Annotated in this window: 16 protein-coding genes; all 16 read left to right on the top strand. The window is 66.1% G+C overall.

Annotated elements, in window-relative coordinates:
* Nucleotides 1–110 precede the first annotated feature (110 nt).
* The 16 genes from ARTH_RS10085 (at nucleotide 111) to ARTH_RS10160 (ending at nucleotide 16,929) form a co-directional block, all read left to right on the top strand.
* Entirely contained in the window at nucleotides 111–1,388 is a 1,278-nt protein-coding gene (locus tag ARTH_RS10085) for a cytochrome P450 (RefSeq protein WP_011691841.1), read from the top strand.
* Nucleotides 1,389–1,393: 5 nt separating this feature from the next.
* On the top strand, nucleotides 1,394–2,473 hold the full coding sequence (locus tag ARTH_RS10090) for a PEP/pyruvate-binding domain-containing protein (protein WP_011691842.1): 1,080 nt from the start codon (nucleotides 1,394–1,396) through the stop codon (nucleotides 2,471–2,473).
* A 69-nt stretch (nucleotides 2,474–2,542) separates the two neighbouring features.
* Complete coding sequence (locus ARTH_RS10095) at nucleotides 2,543–4,411, top strand: PEP-utilizing enzyme (RefSeq protein ID WP_011691843.1); 1,869 nt, start codon at nucleotides 2,543–2,545, stop codon at nucleotides 4,409–4,411.
* Complete coding sequence (locus ARTH_RS10100) at nucleotides 4,404–5,201, top strand: SDR family NAD(P)-dependent oxidoreductase (protein WP_011691844.1); 798 nt, start codon at nucleotides 4,404–4,406, stop codon at nucleotides 5,199–5,201. Before ARTH_RS10095 ends, ARTH_RS10100 begins: the two co-directional genes overlap by 8 nt.
* A 59-nt stretch (nucleotides 5,202–5,260) precedes the next feature.
* Nucleotides 5,261–5,581: a 2Fe-2S iron-sulfur cluster-binding protein gene (locus ARTH_RS10105; protein ID WP_011691845.1), complete on the top strand. Its 321-nt coding sequence runs from the start codon at nucleotides 5,261–5,263 to the stop codon at nucleotides 5,579–5,581.
* Between the two features lie 2 nt (nucleotides 5,582–5,583).
* Complete coding sequence (locus ARTH_RS10110) at nucleotides 5,584–6,891, top strand: NAD(P)/FAD-dependent oxidoreductase (RefSeq protein WP_011691846.1); 1,308 nt, start codon at nucleotides 5,584–5,586, stop codon at nucleotides 6,889–6,891.
* Between the two features lie 30 nt (nucleotides 6,892–6,921).
* Entirely contained in the window at nucleotides 6,922–7,710 is a 789-nt protein-coding gene (locus ARTH_RS10115; RefSeq protein WP_011691847.1) for an HD domain-containing protein, read from the top strand.
* The gene (locus tag ARTH_RS10120) at nucleotides 7,707–9,227 is read left to right on the top strand and encodes an aldehyde dehydrogenase family protein (RefSeq protein ID WP_011691848.1); all 1,521 of its coding nucleotides are present in this window, start codon (nucleotides 7,707–7,709) and stop codon (nucleotides 9,225–9,227) included. The genes ARTH_RS10115 and ARTH_RS10120 overlap by 4 nt, the downstream gene beginning before the upstream one ends.
* Nucleotides 9,228–9,448: 221 nt before the next feature.
* On the top strand, nucleotides 9,449–10,501 hold the full coding sequence (locus tag ARTH_RS10125) for an acyltransferase family protein (protein WP_156810797.1): 1,053 nt from the start codon (nucleotides 9,449–9,451) through the stop codon (nucleotides 10,499–10,501).
* A gap of 157 nt (nucleotides 10,502–10,658) precedes the next feature.
* Entirely contained in the window at nucleotides 10,659–10,862 is a 204-nt protein-coding gene (locus ARTH_RS10130; protein WP_011693994.1) for a hypothetical protein, read from the top strand.
* A 163-nt stretch (nucleotides 10,863–11,025) separates the two neighbouring features.
* Complete coding sequence (locus ARTH_RS10135) at nucleotides 11,026–11,430, top strand: GNAT family N-acetyltransferase (protein WP_071067509.1); 405 nt, start codon at nucleotides 11,026–11,028, stop codon at nucleotides 11,428–11,430.
* Between the two features lie 60 nt (nucleotides 11,431–11,490).
* Nucleotides 11,491–12,429 (top strand): 5'-3' exonuclease, encoded by a 939-nt coding sequence (locus ARTH_RS10140; RefSeq protein WP_011691851.1) that lies wholly within the window; start codon nucleotides 11,491–11,493, stop codon nucleotides 12,427–12,429.
* Between the two features lie 52 nt (nucleotides 12,430–12,481).
* Nucleotides 12,482–12,946 carry a GatB/YqeY domain-containing protein gene (locus tag ARTH_RS10145; protein ID WP_011691852.1) on the top strand — a complete coding sequence of 155 codons (465 nt, stop codon included), beginning with the start codon at nucleotides 12,482–12,484 and terminating at the stop codon, nucleotides 12,944–12,946.
* A 112-nt stretch (nucleotides 12,947–13,058) separates the two neighbouring features.
* Entirely contained in the window at nucleotides 13,059–14,318 is a 1,260-nt protein-coding gene (locus ARTH_RS10150; RefSeq protein WP_011691853.1) for an MFS transporter, read from the top strand.
* 114 nt (nucleotides 14,319–14,432) lie between these two features.
* Nucleotides 14,433–16,274: a gamma-glutamyltransferase gene (gene ggt / locus ARTH_RS10155; RefSeq protein ID WP_011691854.1), complete on the top strand. Its 1,842-nt coding sequence runs from the start codon at nucleotides 14,433–14,435 to the stop codon at nucleotides 16,272–16,274.
* Nucleotides 16,275–16,548: 274 nt separating this feature from the next.
* Complete coding sequence (locus tag ARTH_RS10160) at nucleotides 16,549–16,929, top strand: VOC family protein (protein ID WP_011691855.1); 381 nt, start codon at nucleotides 16,549–16,551, stop codon at nucleotides 16,927–16,929.
* The last annotated feature ends 49 nt before the right edge of the window (nucleotides 16,930–16,978 follow it).

Here is a 16,978-nt window from a genome sequence, read left to right on the forward strand (position 1 = left end):
CGCTCAGTGGAAGAAGTTCGGCCCCGGGCGGGTGATGCGGGCCACACTGGTGAATAAGAACCCCGGCATGCACTGGCGCTGCCGGCGGGACCGAAAACCAAGGAGCTTAGATGTCACCCTCGACGGAAACGGCCGGCCGCTGTCCCTTTGGACACGGCGCCGAAGCACCCGCAGGGCACCACGGCTACGAGCCGTTCCAGATGAAGGACCCCTTCCCGGCCTACGCCGAACTCCGGGCCGAGCAGCCCGTGATGTTCGACGAGCGGGTCGGCCTCTACGTCGTCTCCCGCTATGACGACATCAAGGCTGTCTTCGAGGACTGGGAGACCTTCTCCAGCGAAAACGCCCAGGCCCCCGTCCGCGAACGCGGCCCCGCCGCGAAGAAAATCATGGAAGACGGCGGCTTCACCGCCTACTCGGGCCTGTCCGCCCGCCGCCCTCCGGAGCACACCCGCATCCGCGCCGTGGTCCAAAAGGCCTTCACGCCGCGCCGCTACAAGGCGCTGGAGCCCTTCATCCGGCAGAACGTCATCGAACTGATCGAAAAGATGCTGGCGCGCCCGGAACACCGCGGGGACATGGTCAAGGACCTCGCCTACGACGTCCCCACCATCACCATCCTCACCCTCATCGGAGCGGATGTCTCCCAGGTGGACACCTTCAAGCGCTGGAGCGACTCCCGCGCGGCCATGACCTGGGGCGACCTCAGCGACGAGGAACAAATTCCGCACGCCCACAACCTCGTGGAGTACTGGCAGGAATGTCTCCGGCTGGTCAAGGTGGCCCACGAGCAAGGCGGCGACAACCTCACCGCGGACCTGGTGAAGTCGCAGCAGGAGGGTGCGGAGATTTCCGACCACGAGATCGCCTCCGTACTCTACAGCCTGCTCTTCGCCGGGCACGAGACCACCACCACGCTGATCTCCAACGCCCTGCGCGAGCTCCTGTCCCGGCCCGAGCAGTGGCAGCAGCTCGTCGAGGACCCCAAGAAGATCCCCGCCGCCATTGACGAGGTCCTGCGCTACGCCGGCTCGATCGTCGGCTGGCGCCGCAAGGCGCTCAAGGACACCGAGGTTGGTGGCGTGCCCATTGAGGAGGGCGCGCAGCTGCTGCTCCTGATGGGCTCCGCCAACCGGGACGAGGCCAAATTCAACGCCGGCGAAGACTTCGACATCACCCGCCCCAACGCCCGCGAGCACCTCTCCTTCGGGTTCGGCATCCACTACTGCCTGGGCAACATGCTCGCCAAACTCCAGGCCAAGATCGCACTCGAGGAAGTGGCACGGCTCGCCCCGGCGCTGCAGCTGGAGAACCCGGAAGCCATCACCTTCCGGGAAAACCTCTCCTTCCGAGTCCCCGAGTCCGTCCCCGTCAGCTGGAAGGCCTGAGAAATATGCAAAGCAACGAATTCATCCAGTTCTTCGACGGCGGCCTGGAACCGAAGCTCGAAAACCTCGGCGGCAAGGGTGCCTCCCTGGTCACCATGACCTCCGCCGGCATGCCCGTCCCGCCCGGCTTTGTGGTCACGACGGCGCAGTTCGACACTTTTATGGAGGAAGCCGGCATCACCCGGCACATCCACCAGCTCCTCGCCGACCTGGACCCAGAGAATATGGGCCAGGTGGACAAGGTCTCTGCCGCCATCCGCGAGGACATCTGCTCCCGCCCGGTGCCGCAGGCGATGCGTGAACTCACCGTCGGTGCCTACGAGGCCCTGATGTCCCGCTTCGACGCACCCGTCCCGGTGGCCGTGCGTTCCAGCGCCACCGCGGAAGACCTCCCGGATGCCTCGTTCGCAGGCCAGCAGGACACCTACCTCTGGCTCGCCGGCGTCAAGGCCGTCACCGAGCACATCCGGCAGTGCTGGGCCTCGCTCTTCACTTCCCGCGCCATCATCTACCGGCTCAAGAACAACATCCCCAACGAAGGCCTCTCCATGGCCGTCGTGGTGCAGAAGATGGTCAACGCCCGCGTCTCCGGCGTCGCCATCACCATGGACCCCACCAACGGCGACCGGTCCAAGATCACCATCGACTCCTCCTACGGGGTCGGCGAGATGGTGGTCTCCGGCCAGGTCACCCCGGACAACATCATGCTGGACAAGGTCACCTTGACTGTCATCTCCGAGCACCTTGGCGACAAGCATGCCGAACTCGTCCCGGATGCCGTTGCGGGACGGCTGGTGGAGCAGGAGGTCGATGCCGTACGCCGCGGGCGCCGCAGCCTCAGCGACGCCGAGCTCACCGCCGTCGCGCAGATGGCCAAGCGTGCGGAGAAGCACTACAAGTGCCCGCAGGACATCGAGTGGGCCCTCGACGCGGACCTGCCCGACGGCGAAAACCTCCTGCTGCTGCAGTCGCGCCCCGAAACCGTGCACTCCTCCAAGGCATCTATTCACACTGCCCCGCAGCCGGTGGTCTCCGCCGGCTACTTCAGCGGATTCAGTGCCGGCACGCTCAAGCCGTCCGCCTAACACCCGTTTTTGCCGTTCGTCCGCTCCATCACCCAGGCTCAACGCCGAGCCCGTATTGAAAGGACCGCCATGTCCCTGAAGTCCTTCCCCAAACCCTCCGAGCTTGCGGTCCCCGCCGGCGCCGAGGGCTGGGAAAAGATCTACCCCTATTACCTGGTCTTCCAGGACAAGCTCAAGGAACAGGAAGACGCCAAGTTCTGGTTCTGCGACAGCCAGCACTGGCCCACCGTCTTCAAGCCCTTCGAGACCATCGGCGGAGAATTCGCTGTCAAGTGCCTGGGCCAGTACAACGCCCGGCACCTGATGATCCCCAACGCCAACGGCATCGAATTCCGGGTGCACCTGGGATACCTCTACATGTCGCCCATTCCGGTGCCGGAGGACCAGATCGCCGCCCGCGTGCCCCTGTTCGAACAGCGCGTGGGGCACTACTTCCAGAACTGGGACAAGCTCCTCAAGCAGTGGCACGTCAAGGTCAAGGGCACCATCGACGAGATGGAAACCATCTCCTTCCCCGGACTCCCGGACATGGTCCCGATGGAGGACATCCTCTCCGGAAAGGGCAAGGACGGCTCGGAGAAGCTGCTGGAGAGCTACGACCGGCTGATCCAGCTGGCCTATCAGAACTGGCAGTACCACTTCGAGTTCCTCAACCTCGGCTACATCGCTTACCTGGACTTCTTCAACTTCTGCAAGCAGGTCTTTCCCAACATCCCGGACCAGTCCATCGCCACCATGGTGCAGGGTGTGGACATGGAACTCTTCCGCCCGGACGACGAGCTCAAGCAGCTCGCCAAACTCGCCGTCGAACTGGGGCTGCAGCCGCATTTCAGCAACACGGACGACGTCGACGCCACCTTGCGTGCCATCGCGGCGACCCCCGGCGGGGACCGCTGGACGGCCCAGTACGAGGCTGCCAAGGACCCGTGGTTCAACTTCACCGTGGGCAACGGCTTCTACGGCCACGACAAGTATTGGAACGAACACCAGGAAATCCCGCTCGGCTACATCGCGGACTACATCCGCCGCGTGGACGAGGGCCAGGAGATCATGCGCCCGATCGAGGCCCTGATCATCGAGCGTGACCGCATCATCGAGGAATACCGGGATCTGCTGGAAGGCGAAAACCAGGCGCTCTTCGACGCCAAGCGCGGGCTTGCCGCCACCGCCTACCCGTACGTGGAGAACCACAACTTCTACATCGAGCACTGGACCATGGGCGTCTTCTGGCGCAAGATTCGCGAACTCAGCCGCATGATGCAGGCCGAGGGCTTCTGGACCGAACCGGACGACCTGCTCTACCTGGGCCGCAACGAGGTCCGCGACGCGCTCTTCGACCTGGTCACCGGCTGGGGTGTCGGCGCCAAACCGATCGGCCCGGACTACTGGCCGGAGGAGATCGAACGCCGCCGCGGGATCGTGGACGCGCTCAAGACCGCCCGGCCCGCCCCCGCCCTGAACACCCCGCCGGAAATCATCACCGAACCCTTCACCCGGATGCTCTGGGGCATCACCACGGAACAGGTCCAGCAGTGGCTGGGCGCAGGCGAGGCCGTCGAAGGCGGCGGCCTGCGCGGCATGGCCGCCTCGCCCGGCGTCGTGGAAGGCCTGGCCCGCGTGGTCACCGATGCGGACCAGCTCTCCGAGGTGCAACAGGGCGAGATCCTGGTCGCCACGGTCACCGCGCCGTCCTGGGGCCCGATCTTCGGCAAGATCAAGGCCACGGTCACGGACATTGGCGGCATGATGAGCCACGCGGCCATCGTGTGCCGCGAGTACGGCCTCCCGGCCGTGACCGGCACCGGCTCGGCGTCCACCACCATCAAGACCGGCCAGCGGCTGCGGGTGGACGGCACCAAGGGCACGGTCCAGATCCTCGACGCCGAAGACGAACTGGTCGTCGCAGGACCGGGCGCGCACAGTCACAGCCATGTCTGATGCATCGATGACCCCTACAGACGATGCAAGTTCGGGCCAAAGCGGGAACCCTGACCGCACCGTCCTGATCACCGGTGCCGCCGGCGGCCTGGGCCGGGCGTTCGCGCTCGGCTTCGGCCGCCGCGGCTACCGCGTTGCGGTGGCGGACGTGAACCTCGACGGCGCGGAGGAAACGGCCCAGCTGGTCCTGGACACCGGGGCCGACGCGGCAGCCTTCCACGCCGACGTCACCAGCGTCGCCTCCACCGAGGCCCTCGCGAAAAGCTGCGCGGAGTTCGGCAACGGGAGCATCGACGTCGTGCTTAACAACGCCGCGGTGTACGCGGGGGTGACCCGCAGCCCGTTCGAGGACATCGACCCGGCCGAATGGGACCTGGTGATGAACGTCAACCTCAAGGGCCCCTGGCTCGTCACCCGGGCCGCCAGCCCGTACCTGCCCGGGGGCGGGCGCGTCATCAACCTCTCCAGCGCCACGATCTTCAGCGGCTCGGAGCAGTGGCTGCACTACGTCGCCTCCAAGGGCGGTGTGGTGGCCCTGACCCGGGTAATGGCCAAGGAACTGGGCCGGCGGGGGATCACAGTCAACGCGATTGCCCCCGGTTTCACCCTCACCGAGGCCAGCTACGGGCTGATGGAGAACGCCGAGAACTATGGTGTGGACCGGGGCGCCATCAAGCGCGCCAGCCAGCCGGAGGACATTGTGGGCGCGGCGCTCTTCCTGGCCGGGCCGGACAGTTCCTACTACACCGGCCAGACCATGGTGGTCGACGGCGGCCGCCAGTTCATCTGACCGCCCCTTTTCACTCAACATCCCGCTTTCAACCCCGAGTCCAACCCTAAGGAGGACCAATGCCAACGGTCCATTTCACCGATGCCGCAGGCGCTGTCCGCGACGTCCAGGGCAATCCCGGCGATTCCGTCATGGAGACCGCGGTGCGCAACGGCGTCCCCGGCATCGTGGCCGAATGCGGCGGATCGCTGTCCTGTGCCACCTGCCATGTGTTCGTCCGCGAGGACTGCCTCGCCCAGCTTCCGCCGATGGAGGACATGGAGGACGAGATGCTCTACGGCACCGCAGTGGACCGCGAGGACAACTCGCGGCTGTCCTGCCAGCTCCGGCTGACCGACGAGCTCGAACTGTTCGTCACCACGCCGGAAACCCAGGTGTAGCGATGGGCGCCCACACTGCCGAGCAGCCGGCTCCCGTTACGGACCTCAGCGTCCCCACCCGCACGGGCCTGCTGATCATCGGCGCCAGCCAGTCCGGTGTCCAGCTCGCGGTTTCCCTCCGTGCGCTCGGCTTCGACGAGCACATCACCCTGCTCGGCGACGAGGACCACCGCCCCTACCAGCGCCCGGCCCTGTCCAAGGAGTTCCTGCAGGGCACGGTGGAGAGCGAATCCCTGATCTTCCGCTCCAACGAGTACTGGGCCGAACACAACGTGGACCTGGTCAAGGGCGAATACATCGTCAGGATCGACAAGGAGGCCGACGGCTCCGGCGTGGCGCACTCATCCTCCGGCAAGCAGTTCCCCTTCAAACGGCTGGCCCTCACCGTGGGCGCCCGCGCCCGGAAACTGGAGATCGAGGGCGGGGATCTTGACGGCGTGCTCTACTTGCGAAACGCTGACGACGCCCTGGCGCTCAAGGCCAGGGTGGGGGACGCGCAGGACGTTGTGGTGATCGGCGGCGGGTTCATCGGCCTCGAAGCTGCGTCCAGCCTGCAGAAGATGGGCAAGAACGTCACAGTGCTGGAGTTCGGCCCCCGGCTCGTTGGCCGGGCCGTGGGTGAGGAAACCGCCGAGTATTTCCTGCAGGCACACCGGTCCCGGGGCCTGGACATCCGGCTGAATACCAGCGCCAGGCGCTTCACCGGGGCCGACGGCGGAACTTCAGTTGCCGCCGTCGAACTCCAGGACGGCACTGTGCTGCCCGCGCAGATAGTGCTGGTGGGCATCGGTGTCATCCCCAACACCCAACTCGCCGAACAGCTCGGCCTGACCGTGGACAACGGGATCGTCGTGGACCGCTTCGCGCTGGCCTCGGACGGCACCACGGTGGCGATCGGAGACTGCGCCAATATGCCCAACCCCGTGCCCGGCTCGGAACCCGGCGAGCGGATCCGGCTGGAGAGCGTCAACAACGCCATCGAACACGCCAAGGTGGCCGCCTACTCACTCACCGGCCGGCGGGAAGAATACGCCGGCATCCCGTGGTTCTGGTCCAACCAGGCCGACCTCAAACTCCAGATCGCCGGACTCTGCAACGGCTATGACCGGACCGTGCTGCGGCGGGACGAGGAACGCGGGAAATTCAGCGTCCTTTACTACCGCCAGGGCCAGGTCATCGCCGCGGACTGCGTCAATGCGCCGCTGGACTTCATGGCCGTGAAAAACGCCCTGGCCAAGGGGCAGAACATCCCCGCCGACGCCGCCGCGGACCCGGCCACCCCCCTCAAAACGATCACCACGGACAGCTAGCCAGCCGGCCGGCCCACCCGAAGGAGCATTATGACCACCCCCAAGACCCCGGTTGCCGACCCCGGCACCGCGAGCCAGGATTCCCTCGACATCGTGTCCGGCGACCCGGCAGCAGACAATCCGGCGGCAGGCAGTCCCGCTGCTGCCCGCTTTGCCGCCGCGTACCCGGTCCGCCCCGTGCCGGCACCGGGACCGGTGGACACCGCCCCGATCGCCACGACACCGGCAGCGCTCCAGGAACTTGACGGGCTCTGGAAGGCCGTGGTGCACGAGACCCGTACCCGCGGCAACGACATCCACCTGCCGATCTCACTCGCTTTCGCCGAGCGGCTCTGCCGCGCCTACCCCGAGGCCGACGCCGAGCTGGTCCGGGTGGCCACGTTGCTGCACGACACCGGCTGGGCCCATGTAGATGAATCCCGCATTATCTCCGAGGGCTTTGCGGGGGACTGGCGCAAGGCCGCCATCCGCTTCGAACACGAGAAGCAGGGCTGCGACGTCGCCCGCCGGGTGCTGCCGGGCCTGGGCTATTCCGAGGCATTCATTGAGCGCGTCTGCGAGATCATCGACGGCCACGACACCCGCCCGGTGGCACAGTCGCTGGAGGACGCACTGATGCGCGACGCCGACCGGCTGTGGCGCTTCGACCAGGCGGGGATTGCCCTGGCCTCCTCCTGGTTCAAGATGGACCCGGCCACCTACACGGACCGCCTAACCGCGGAAATCGTGCCCGAGCTCATCACCCAGGCCGCCCACGACATGGCGGCCGCCGATCTGAACCGCTCCACCGCCCTGCTCAAGACGGCAGTGATCCGATGACCGCGGCCACGCACGACGCTCCCGCTGTGGCCGCCCGTGCCGGGCTCAAGTTGCCGTATACGCACGTGGGGGACATCTTCGTCGACGGTGCCTGGACCCCGGCACGCGGCACCGGCCGCAACCCGGTCACCGATCCCGCCACGGGCGAGGTCTGGGGCTCCGTTCCGGACGGATCCCCTGAAGACGTCGACGCCGCCGTCGGCTCCGCCCGCAGGGCTTTCGACGACGGCATGTGGCCGCGGCTGACGCCGTCCGAGCGGGCGGCGTACCTGCTGCGCATCGCCGAGGAAGTGGAGAAGCGCGCCGAGGAGCTCTCGCTGACGAACACCCGGGAGAACGGCTCGCCGGTCTCGGAATCCGCGGGGGCCGCGGCCAACGCCGCGGGCATCTTCCGGTACTTCGCCACCCTCGCCGGTTACCTTGAACGCGAGGACGTGCGGGCTTTCCCCCAGGGCGGCGGCGAGTCCGTGGTCCGACGCGAACCAATCGGTGTGTGCGCGCTGATCGCGCCCTGGAACTTCCCGATCAACCTCGTCGTGATCAAGCTGGCTCCGGCGCTGCTGGCCGGCTGTACCGTGGTGATCAAGCCGGCGTCGCCAACGCCGCTCTCGCTCCGGGTGATCATCGACGCCGTGGCCGCGGCCGGCGTCCCGGCCGGCGTCGTCAACCTGGTGACCGGCTCCGGCCGGCTGGGGGACTCCCTGGTGAAGCACCCGGGCGTGGACAAGGTCGCCTTCACCGGTTCCACCCCGGTCGGCCGGAAGATCGCGGCGGCCTGCGGCGAACTGCTGCGCCCTGTCACGCTGGAGTTGGGCGGAAAGTCAAGCGCAATCGTGCTGCCGGACGCGGACCTGGACGCGATGTCCAAGGTGCTGATCCGGTCCTCGATGCGCAACACCGGGCAGACCTGCTACATCTCCACCCGGATCCTGGCCCCCGCCAGCCGTTACGAGGAAGTGGTGGACATGGTCACCAGCACCATCGCCGCCGGCAAGCAGGGAGACCCGCTGGATCCGGATACGGTCTTTGGCCCGTGCGCCACCGAGTCGCAGTATAGGACCGTGCTGGAGTACGTGGAATCGGGTCTGGCCGAAGGCGCCCGCGCCACCACCGGCGGACGTGCGGCGTCACTGGGAGGCGGACTCGAAGGCGGGTACTTCGTGGAACCGACCGTGTTCGCCGACGTCACCCCGGAGATGCGGATCTCCCGGGAGGAGATTTTCGGCCCGGTCATCTGCATCCTGAAGTACAACGACGCCGGCGGCAGCGCTGATGAGGCCGTGGAGTTGGCGAACAACACCGAGTTCGGTCTGGGCGGCCTGGTGTTCGGCGCAGACCCGGAAGCGGCGCTGGCCGTGGCGGACCGGATGGACACCGGCTCGGTAGGCATCAACTTTTTCGCCTCCAACCACGCCGCGCCCTTCGGCGGACGTCACGATTCCGGCCTCGGCACCGAGTACGGCGTCGAGGGCCTCAACGCCTACCTGAGCTACAAATCCATTCACCGGAAGGTGTAGGAGGGCAGCGGGGTCAGGTTTCATTCAGCCGGGCCGGGGATAATTAGACGAGGCGCGGCGCCCGGGATCATCGCTGGCGCGCGGAAACGAAATCATCCAGAGGGAACTGCGGAGGTCATTTGGCGTTGCTAGTTGATGGAACAGTCGGGACGGCTGCCGGGCAAAGTGCCGGGCAGACCGCCCGGCAAAGTGCCGGGCGGCAAAGGCTGGACGGATTGGACGTGCTCCGCGGTGCGGCCGTCGGTGCGGTGCTGTTGGGACATTCGTGGCCGGGTGTATTTCAAGGTGCGGGCATTGTCGGCGTGATCGTCTTCTTCGTCCTGAGCGGCTACTTGATAACAGGAGTGCTGCTGAGGGACATCGAACGGCACCGCAAAGTCCGCTACGGCCGTTTCTATGCGCATCGGGCGTTCCGGCTGTTACCGGCGCTCATCGCCTTCCTTGGCGTCTACGCCATCGTTGAATTGACAGCTGACGTCCTGGGGGATCGATCGAAGGGCATCATCGGCTATACCCTCCTCGCCGGTTTCGGCTACCTGAAAGACCTGCCGCTGCCTTTTGACGTGAGCATGGCAATCGGACCGCTCTGGACGCTGGCGGTGGAGGAACAGTTTTACCTGATCTGGCCGGCACTGCTGGTGCTTGCGCTGCGGAGGAACCGCCAAGGACAGCTGGTCGGCTGGTCTGCAGCCGTGGTCTTCTCCCTGATGACGGCGAGCGTCCTGGCCATGCTGATCCTGGCTCCGCACCTTCACTCCCTCGTGTACGCCCTTCCCACGACGTGGGGCCTCGGGCTGATCATCGGCTCGGCACTGCGCCTCTACAGGGTCCGGATGTTCAGCTGGTTCTCGGGCCGGCGGCCCAGGCGGCTGGCCTTGCCGGGCGCTGTCCTTGTCCTCGCAGCCCTGGTGTTCTTTCCCAGGGCCAACGAGTCGCCGGCCTTCTTCTTTGTCGGAGGTCCGCTGGCCATGGCTGCCGCGGCCGTGCTGGTGGTGCTGGCCGCCTCCCGTTCGCAAGTGATGCCCCGATGGACGCGCCCGCTGCAGATGCTTGGCACTGTTTCCTACGCGGCGTACCTCTGGAACTATGTGGTCATTCTCTGGCTCAACGGCGGATCCACAGCCGACTTGCCGCCGCTGGTAGCAGTGTCGGCAATCCTGCTGACACTGCTTGTGGCGGTCATCAGCTGGTGCACGGTCGAAAAGCTGGGGCGCGCGGGGCGCGACCGCTTCGACAGGTACTGCGCGGCCAGGGCCGGCGCGGGGTCCCGATGAGGTCACATCGAGTACGTCGCCGGGGCGCAGTGGTGCAGCGGGGAGTGGCCGGCAGGCCTGGCCGACGCGGCACTCTGGCCCGTCTTGTACCGGCCAGCCCCGTCCTTGGAAACAGGTGCAGGGAGTAGGGTTTGCCATAGTCGACGAAGGAGTCAACATGAGCTACAAGTACCGAACCGTCCGGGTTCGCGGTACCGAACTGATAGGAACAATTGCCCGGAAGCACGGCGGTGCGCCCGAAATTTACGAAACGTCCAAGGACGCAAGCACATCGGTGGTTCCGGTGTTCTTTGAGGCGACGGGCGAGGTCCGCTTTTTTGACCGGTCAATGCTGGAGGACGTCGTAACGCCGGCCGGCTAGCCGCGAACGCCGGGCGGATAAGCCAGAGTGGACGCCGGGCGGAAAAGCCAGAGTGGACGCCGGCCGGGGTGCCGAGCATGATGAAGCCGTGACTTCTGATGACTCAGCCAGCGTCGAGGTGCCACGCCGGGCAACTCCGGCCGATGCAGCGACTGTGGCCCAAATGCTCCACGATTTCAACACCGAGTTCGGGGCGCCCACCCCGGGCACTGACGAACTGGCGTCGCGGCTTTCCCACTTGTTGGCGGGGGAGGACGTGGTGGTGCTGCTCGCCGGCGAGCCGCCAACCGGGCTTGCGGTGCTGAGTTTCCGGCCAAATGTCTGGTACCCGGGGCCGGTCGCAATCCTGGACGAACTCTACGTCCGTCCGGGCCGGCGGGGGCATCGCCTGGGCAGCGCCCTGCTCGCCGCCTCATGCGGGCTGGTCCGGAGCCGGGGCGGTGCATTGCTCGAAATCAATGTCGACGGCGAGGACACGGACGCCCGCCGGTTCTATGAGGCCCGCGGGTTCACAAACACCGAACCAAACGGCACGGAGCCAATGCTGTATTACTACCGGGAGCTCTGAATAGCAGCCCCCGGGCGCCCCTCCGATTCTCAACGGAGCGTTTCCGTGTGAGGATCAGGTATGTCCCATCGCCTGATGCTGCTCGACACCGCGTCGCTGTACTTCCGCGCCTTCTACGGGGTGCCCGACACGATCCGGCGCGCCGACGGCACGCCGGTGAACGCCGTACGCGGCCTGCTGGACATGATCGCGCGGCTCACCACGGATTACGAAGCGACGCATCTCATTGCCTGTTGGGACGACGACTGGCGTCCGCAGTGGCGGGTGGACCTCATTCCCAGCTACAAGTCGCACCGGGTCGCGGAGGTTGTGGCCGGTGCGCCCGACATCGAAGTCGTGCCGGACGCGCTGGAGACGCAGATCCCGATGATCCGACGCGTGCTGGAGCTCGCCGGTATCGCCGTCGTGGGGGCTACTGAACATGAGGCCGACGACGTCGTTGGCACCTATGCCAGCCAGGCCGGCTTGCCGGTGGACGTGGTCACGGGCGACCGCGATCTGTTCCAGGTCGTCAGCGACGACCGCGGCGTGCGCGTGATCTACACCGCGCGCGGCATGAAGAACCTTGAAGTGGTCACTGACGCGGTAATCGTCGGCAAGTACCGTGTGCTGCCCGAGCAGTACGCCGATTACGCCATCCTCCGGGGCGACACCTCCGACGGTCTGCCGGGCGTCGCCGGCATCGGTGAGAAGACCGCCGCGTCACTGCTCGGGGAGTACGGCACTCTCGCGATGCTGCTCGAAGCGGCCACGGACCCGGGCAGCGGGTTGTCCGCATCGGTGCGGTCGAAGCTCGCTGCGGCAACGGACTACCTCGAAGTCGCACCCACCGTCGTGAATGTCGTGCGGGACCTTTCCCTGCCGACGCTTGAAGAGGCGGGCGCCCAACTGGACCCGGTGGCCGGTGACTCGCGCGCCGAACTGGAGCGTCTTGCCTCCGAATGGAACCTCGGAGGTTCGGTCAAGCGGCTCCTCGAAGCGCTCGACCGCCGCGACTAAAGAACTCGGCGACCGGGGACAATGGAAGCAAAGCCAACGAAACGAGAACACGATGACCACGCTCAAAGAACGCCTCCACGGCGACGTTGTAACCCACATGAAAGACCGGAACAAGGTGGCGCTCACCACGGTGCGCAATGTCCTCGGCGAGATCGAAACACGCGAGAAGTCCGGCAAGACTCCGATCGAACTCGACGACGCCCAGGTAACCGGCCTGCTCCAGAAGGAAGCAGCCAAACGCCGGGACACGGCGAAGATCTACACGGAAGCCGGTGAAACCGACCGCGCCGCGGCGGAAATCGCCGAAGCCGAGGTCATCGAGGCCTACCTGCCCAAGGCCCTGACACGGGACGAGGTGGAAGCCATTGTCGACGAGACAATCGCCGGGCTCAAGGCCGACGGCCAGGAACCGTCCATCAGGCAGATGGGCGCCGTGATGAAGCCGGTCACTGCCAAGGTCGCGGGACGGTTTGACGGCAAGACTGTCAGCGAAATCGTTCGGAGCCGTCTGGCCTAGCGCCGCCGGGCAGTCTGTCCCTGGTCCCAACGTGTTTGCTCTGGTGCGCACAGACTAACCGGACGAGAATGGGCTCGTGCTCCTGCCTCGCCCCGGCGGGGACGTCAACGCGATGAGCCCCGCCGCCCGAAAGATTCAGCGCATCTATCTCACACTGACGCTGGGCAATACCGTTGCGGCCTCCTTCATCTGGGGCATCAACACGCTTTTCCTGTTGGATGCCGGGCTCAGCAACCTCGAGGCCTTTGCCGCAAATGCTTTCTTCACGGCGGGCATGGTGCTCTTCGAGGTGCCCACAGGAGTGGTCGCCGACGGCTGGGGGCGCCGTGTTTCATTCCTGCTCGGCACAGTGACCCTGGCCGTATCGACCTACTTCTACTACGTTCTCTGGCAGCTTTCCGCCCCCTTCTGGTGGTGGGCGCTGGTATCGGTCCTGCTCGGGCTGGGCTTCACCTTCTTCTCGGGGGCGGTGGAGGCCTGGCTGGTCGACGCATTGCGTTTCTCGGGCTATGAAGGCGGGTTGGAGGCGGTGCTCGGGCGCGGGGTGATGGTGTCCGGCATCGCGATGCTTGTCGGTTCGGTGGCCGGTGGCGTCATTGCGCAGGTCACCAATCTCGGCGTTCCGTTCCTCATCCGCACGGGCGTGCTGCTGGCGATGTTCGTCGTCGCGTTCCGGCTCATGCACGACGTCGGGTTCACGCCTGAGCGTTCGGCCCGCCCGTTGCAGGCGGTCCGTACCGTATTGGCCTCCTCCGTGGAGAACGGTTTGAAGAACCCGCCGGTGCGATACGTGATGCTGGCCGCACCATTCAGCGCCGGAGTCGGGATCTATGTGTTCTACGCCCTGCAGCCCTACCTCCTCGAGCTCTTCGGCGACCGGACGGCATACTCCGTGGCGGGGCTGGCGGCGGCAGTCGTGGCCGGAGCCGAGGTTCTCGGCGGTTGGTTGGCCCCCCGGATCCGGCGTCTTGTTCGCAAGCGCACCACCATATTGGTCATCAGCGTGGGAGTCGCCGCACTGATTTTGGTGGTGCTCGGGTTCACCCGGGCGTTTTGGGCGGCGCTCGCGCTGCTGACACTCTGGGCAGTGGTCGATGCCGCGGGCGTCCCCGTGCGGCAGGCCTACCTCAACGACATGATCGCCTCGACACAGCGGGCAACCGTGCTGAGTTTCGACTCACTCATCGGCTCAAGCGGTGGAGTGGTGGTGCAGCCGCTGCTCGGCCGCGCAGCCGATGCCTACGGCTACGCTGCCTCTCTGGCGATCGGCGGTGTGATCCAGCTGATTTCGGTGCCCTTCCTGTTGGCGAGCCGCCGGCAGGGGCCCCCGGCCGATCTGGCCAACGCCCCAGGAAACGCGGACGAGTTGTGAACGCGGAGGGGGTCCCGCCCGCCTTCCACGCAGACATTTAGTGTTGAGTGTCACTCCGTGCGGGAGTAACGTGACCATCACCCCACTCCGCACCATCCTGACTCGGGAGTAACCATGCCTAAGGTGAGACGTCGAATTGCCGCCATCACGGCGGCCCTGGCCATGAGCGTGACGGGCGGCGCCGTCACGAGTCCCGCGATTGCCGATCCGACGGAGATAAAGAAGGAGCCCACCGCCACGGGCTACGGCGGCGCGGTCAGCACAGTCGACCCCGAGGCCTCCGCGGCAGCGATCGAGGTTCTCCGCAACGGCGGCAACGCGGCGGACGCCGCCGTCGCCGCGGCCGCAACCCTGGGCGTGACAGAGCCGTACAGCGCCGGGATCGGCGGGGGCGGCTACTTCGTCTTCTACGACGCCAAGACCGGCGAAGTGTCCACCATCGACGGCCGCGAAACCGCGCCGGCAGCGATGCCTGGCAATGCGTTCATCGACCCCGCGACAGGCGAGCCCTACAAGTTCACGCCCGAGCTCGTCACGAGCGGCGTTTCGGTGGGCGTGCCCGGGACCCCGGCCACCTGGGAGCGCGCGCTCGAGCGCTGGGGCACGCTGGACTTGGGTGACGCCCTGAATCCTGCCATCAAGGTCGCAACCCGCGGCTTTGTGGTGGACGAGACGTTCCGCCAGCAGACCCTGGACAACAAGAACCGATTTGCAGCTTTCACATCGACCAGCGACCTGTTCCTCCCGGGCGGCGACGCACCCGCCGTCGGCAGTGACTTCAAGAACCCCGATCTTGCCGAAACCTACGGCCTCCTTGCTGAGGAAGGCACGGACGGTTTCTACCGCGGACCGCTCGCGGAGGAGATCGTCACCACCGTGAAGGCCCCGCCGAAGACGGCCACAACGACGCTGCCTGTTCCGGTCGGTTTCATGGAGACGGAGGACCTGGCAGCCTATGAGGCCCTGGACCAGGACCCCACGCACGTGGAGTACCGGGGACTGGACGTGTACGGTATGGCGCCGTCGAGCAGCGGCGGCACCACCGTGGGCGAGGCATTGAATATCCTGGAGACGTTCGGCCCTTCCGAAATGCGCAAGCCCAACCGCCAGAACCCTGGTGCCTTGCACCCTTACCTTGAGGCGAGTGCGCTCGCGTTTGCGGACCGGGGAAAGTACGTGGGTGACCCTGCACTCGTGGATGTCCCCACCGAAGAGCTCACGGACCCGGTGTTCGGCAAGGAACGCGCCTGCCAGGTAAACCTGGACAAGGCGGCCGTGAAGCCCGCCGCAGCGGGGGATATCTCGTCGTACGACGGCGCGTGCCCGGCCGCCGCCGCGGCGCCCGCCGACGAGAAGGACACTGAGAATATCTCGACCACGAACATGACGGTCGCCGACAAGTGGGGCAACGTGGTGGAGTACACGCTCACCATCGAGCAGACCGGCGGCTCCGGAATCGTGGTGCCCGGCCGCGGGTTCCTGCTCAACAACGAGCTGACCGATTTCTCCACGGTGTACAACGAGGAGGATCCGAACCGGATCCAGCCTGGGAAGCGCCCGCGCTCCTCGATGTCGCCCACGATCATCCTGAAAGACGGTGATCCGTTCCTGGCCCTCGGTTCGCCTGGTGGATCAACCATCATCACCACGGTCCTGCAGACCATCCTGAACCGGGTGGACCTGCGCATGAGTATCTCTGATGCGATCGCTGCGCCGCGTGCAGCACAGCGCAACACTGCCAACGTCACCGCTGAGCCGGCGTTTATCGACGAATACGGTGCTGGCCTGACCGCGCTCGGTCACAAGCTGGTCCCGGCGGGCGATGCGTTCACCTCGGCAGCGGAGATTGGCGCGGCCACCGCTATTGAATTCAGGCCCGACGGTCGTATGGTCGCCGCGGCTGAGCCCGTGCGGCGCGGCGGCGGCTCCGCGATGGTGGTGAAACCGCGGCGCTGACTGCGGTTATTCCGGAGGACGACGGCGTAAGTGACTTCCGTCGTCGTCCTCCACTGCCTTGCTATATCCCGGAGGGGCAACAGCGGCCATAATGGCGGTATGCACGCTGGGCAGGCCCCAGGGGCGGCCGTTGAAAAAGCCGCGAGAAGGCCTCCCCGGCGCCGTCCCGGCCCATCGAAAACAGCCGGGAGCCGGCGGGAGCCGGCATAGCCGCCTCGCAGGCGCCGCCTCCGGGGCGGGCATCTCGATCGCTTCAAAATCAGGAGATTTCGACATGCTCAAGGAACGTGAAATCGCCGCGGTCCTCCCTGCCAAGGACATCGCCCGGGCACGTGGCTTCTATCGTGACGTTGTGGGGCTGGACGACCCGGAGGTCATGGACGACGAAAATGTGATGTACCGCTGCGGCAATGGAACAACTTTCCTGCTGTACCAGACGGACAACGCGGGCACCGCAAAGAACACCCAGATGGGTTGGATGACGGACAACATTGAAGCCGAGGTCGAAGAACTGCGGGGACGCGGCGCCACTTTCGAGGAGTACGACTTCCCCGGCCTGAAGACTGAAAACGGCATCGCAACCAACGCCGTAGGCAAAGCCGCGTGGTTCCTGGATACGGAGGGCAATATCCTCAACATTTTCCAACGCGCATAACCGAAGCGGTGGCCCCCGACATGCCAATGCGGGGCCACCCGTGTGTTCA

This window comes from Arthrobacter sp. FB24 (assembly GCF_000196235.1).
Classification (GTDB): Bacteria; Actinomycetota; Actinomycetes; order Actinomycetales; family Micrococcaceae; genus Arthrobacter.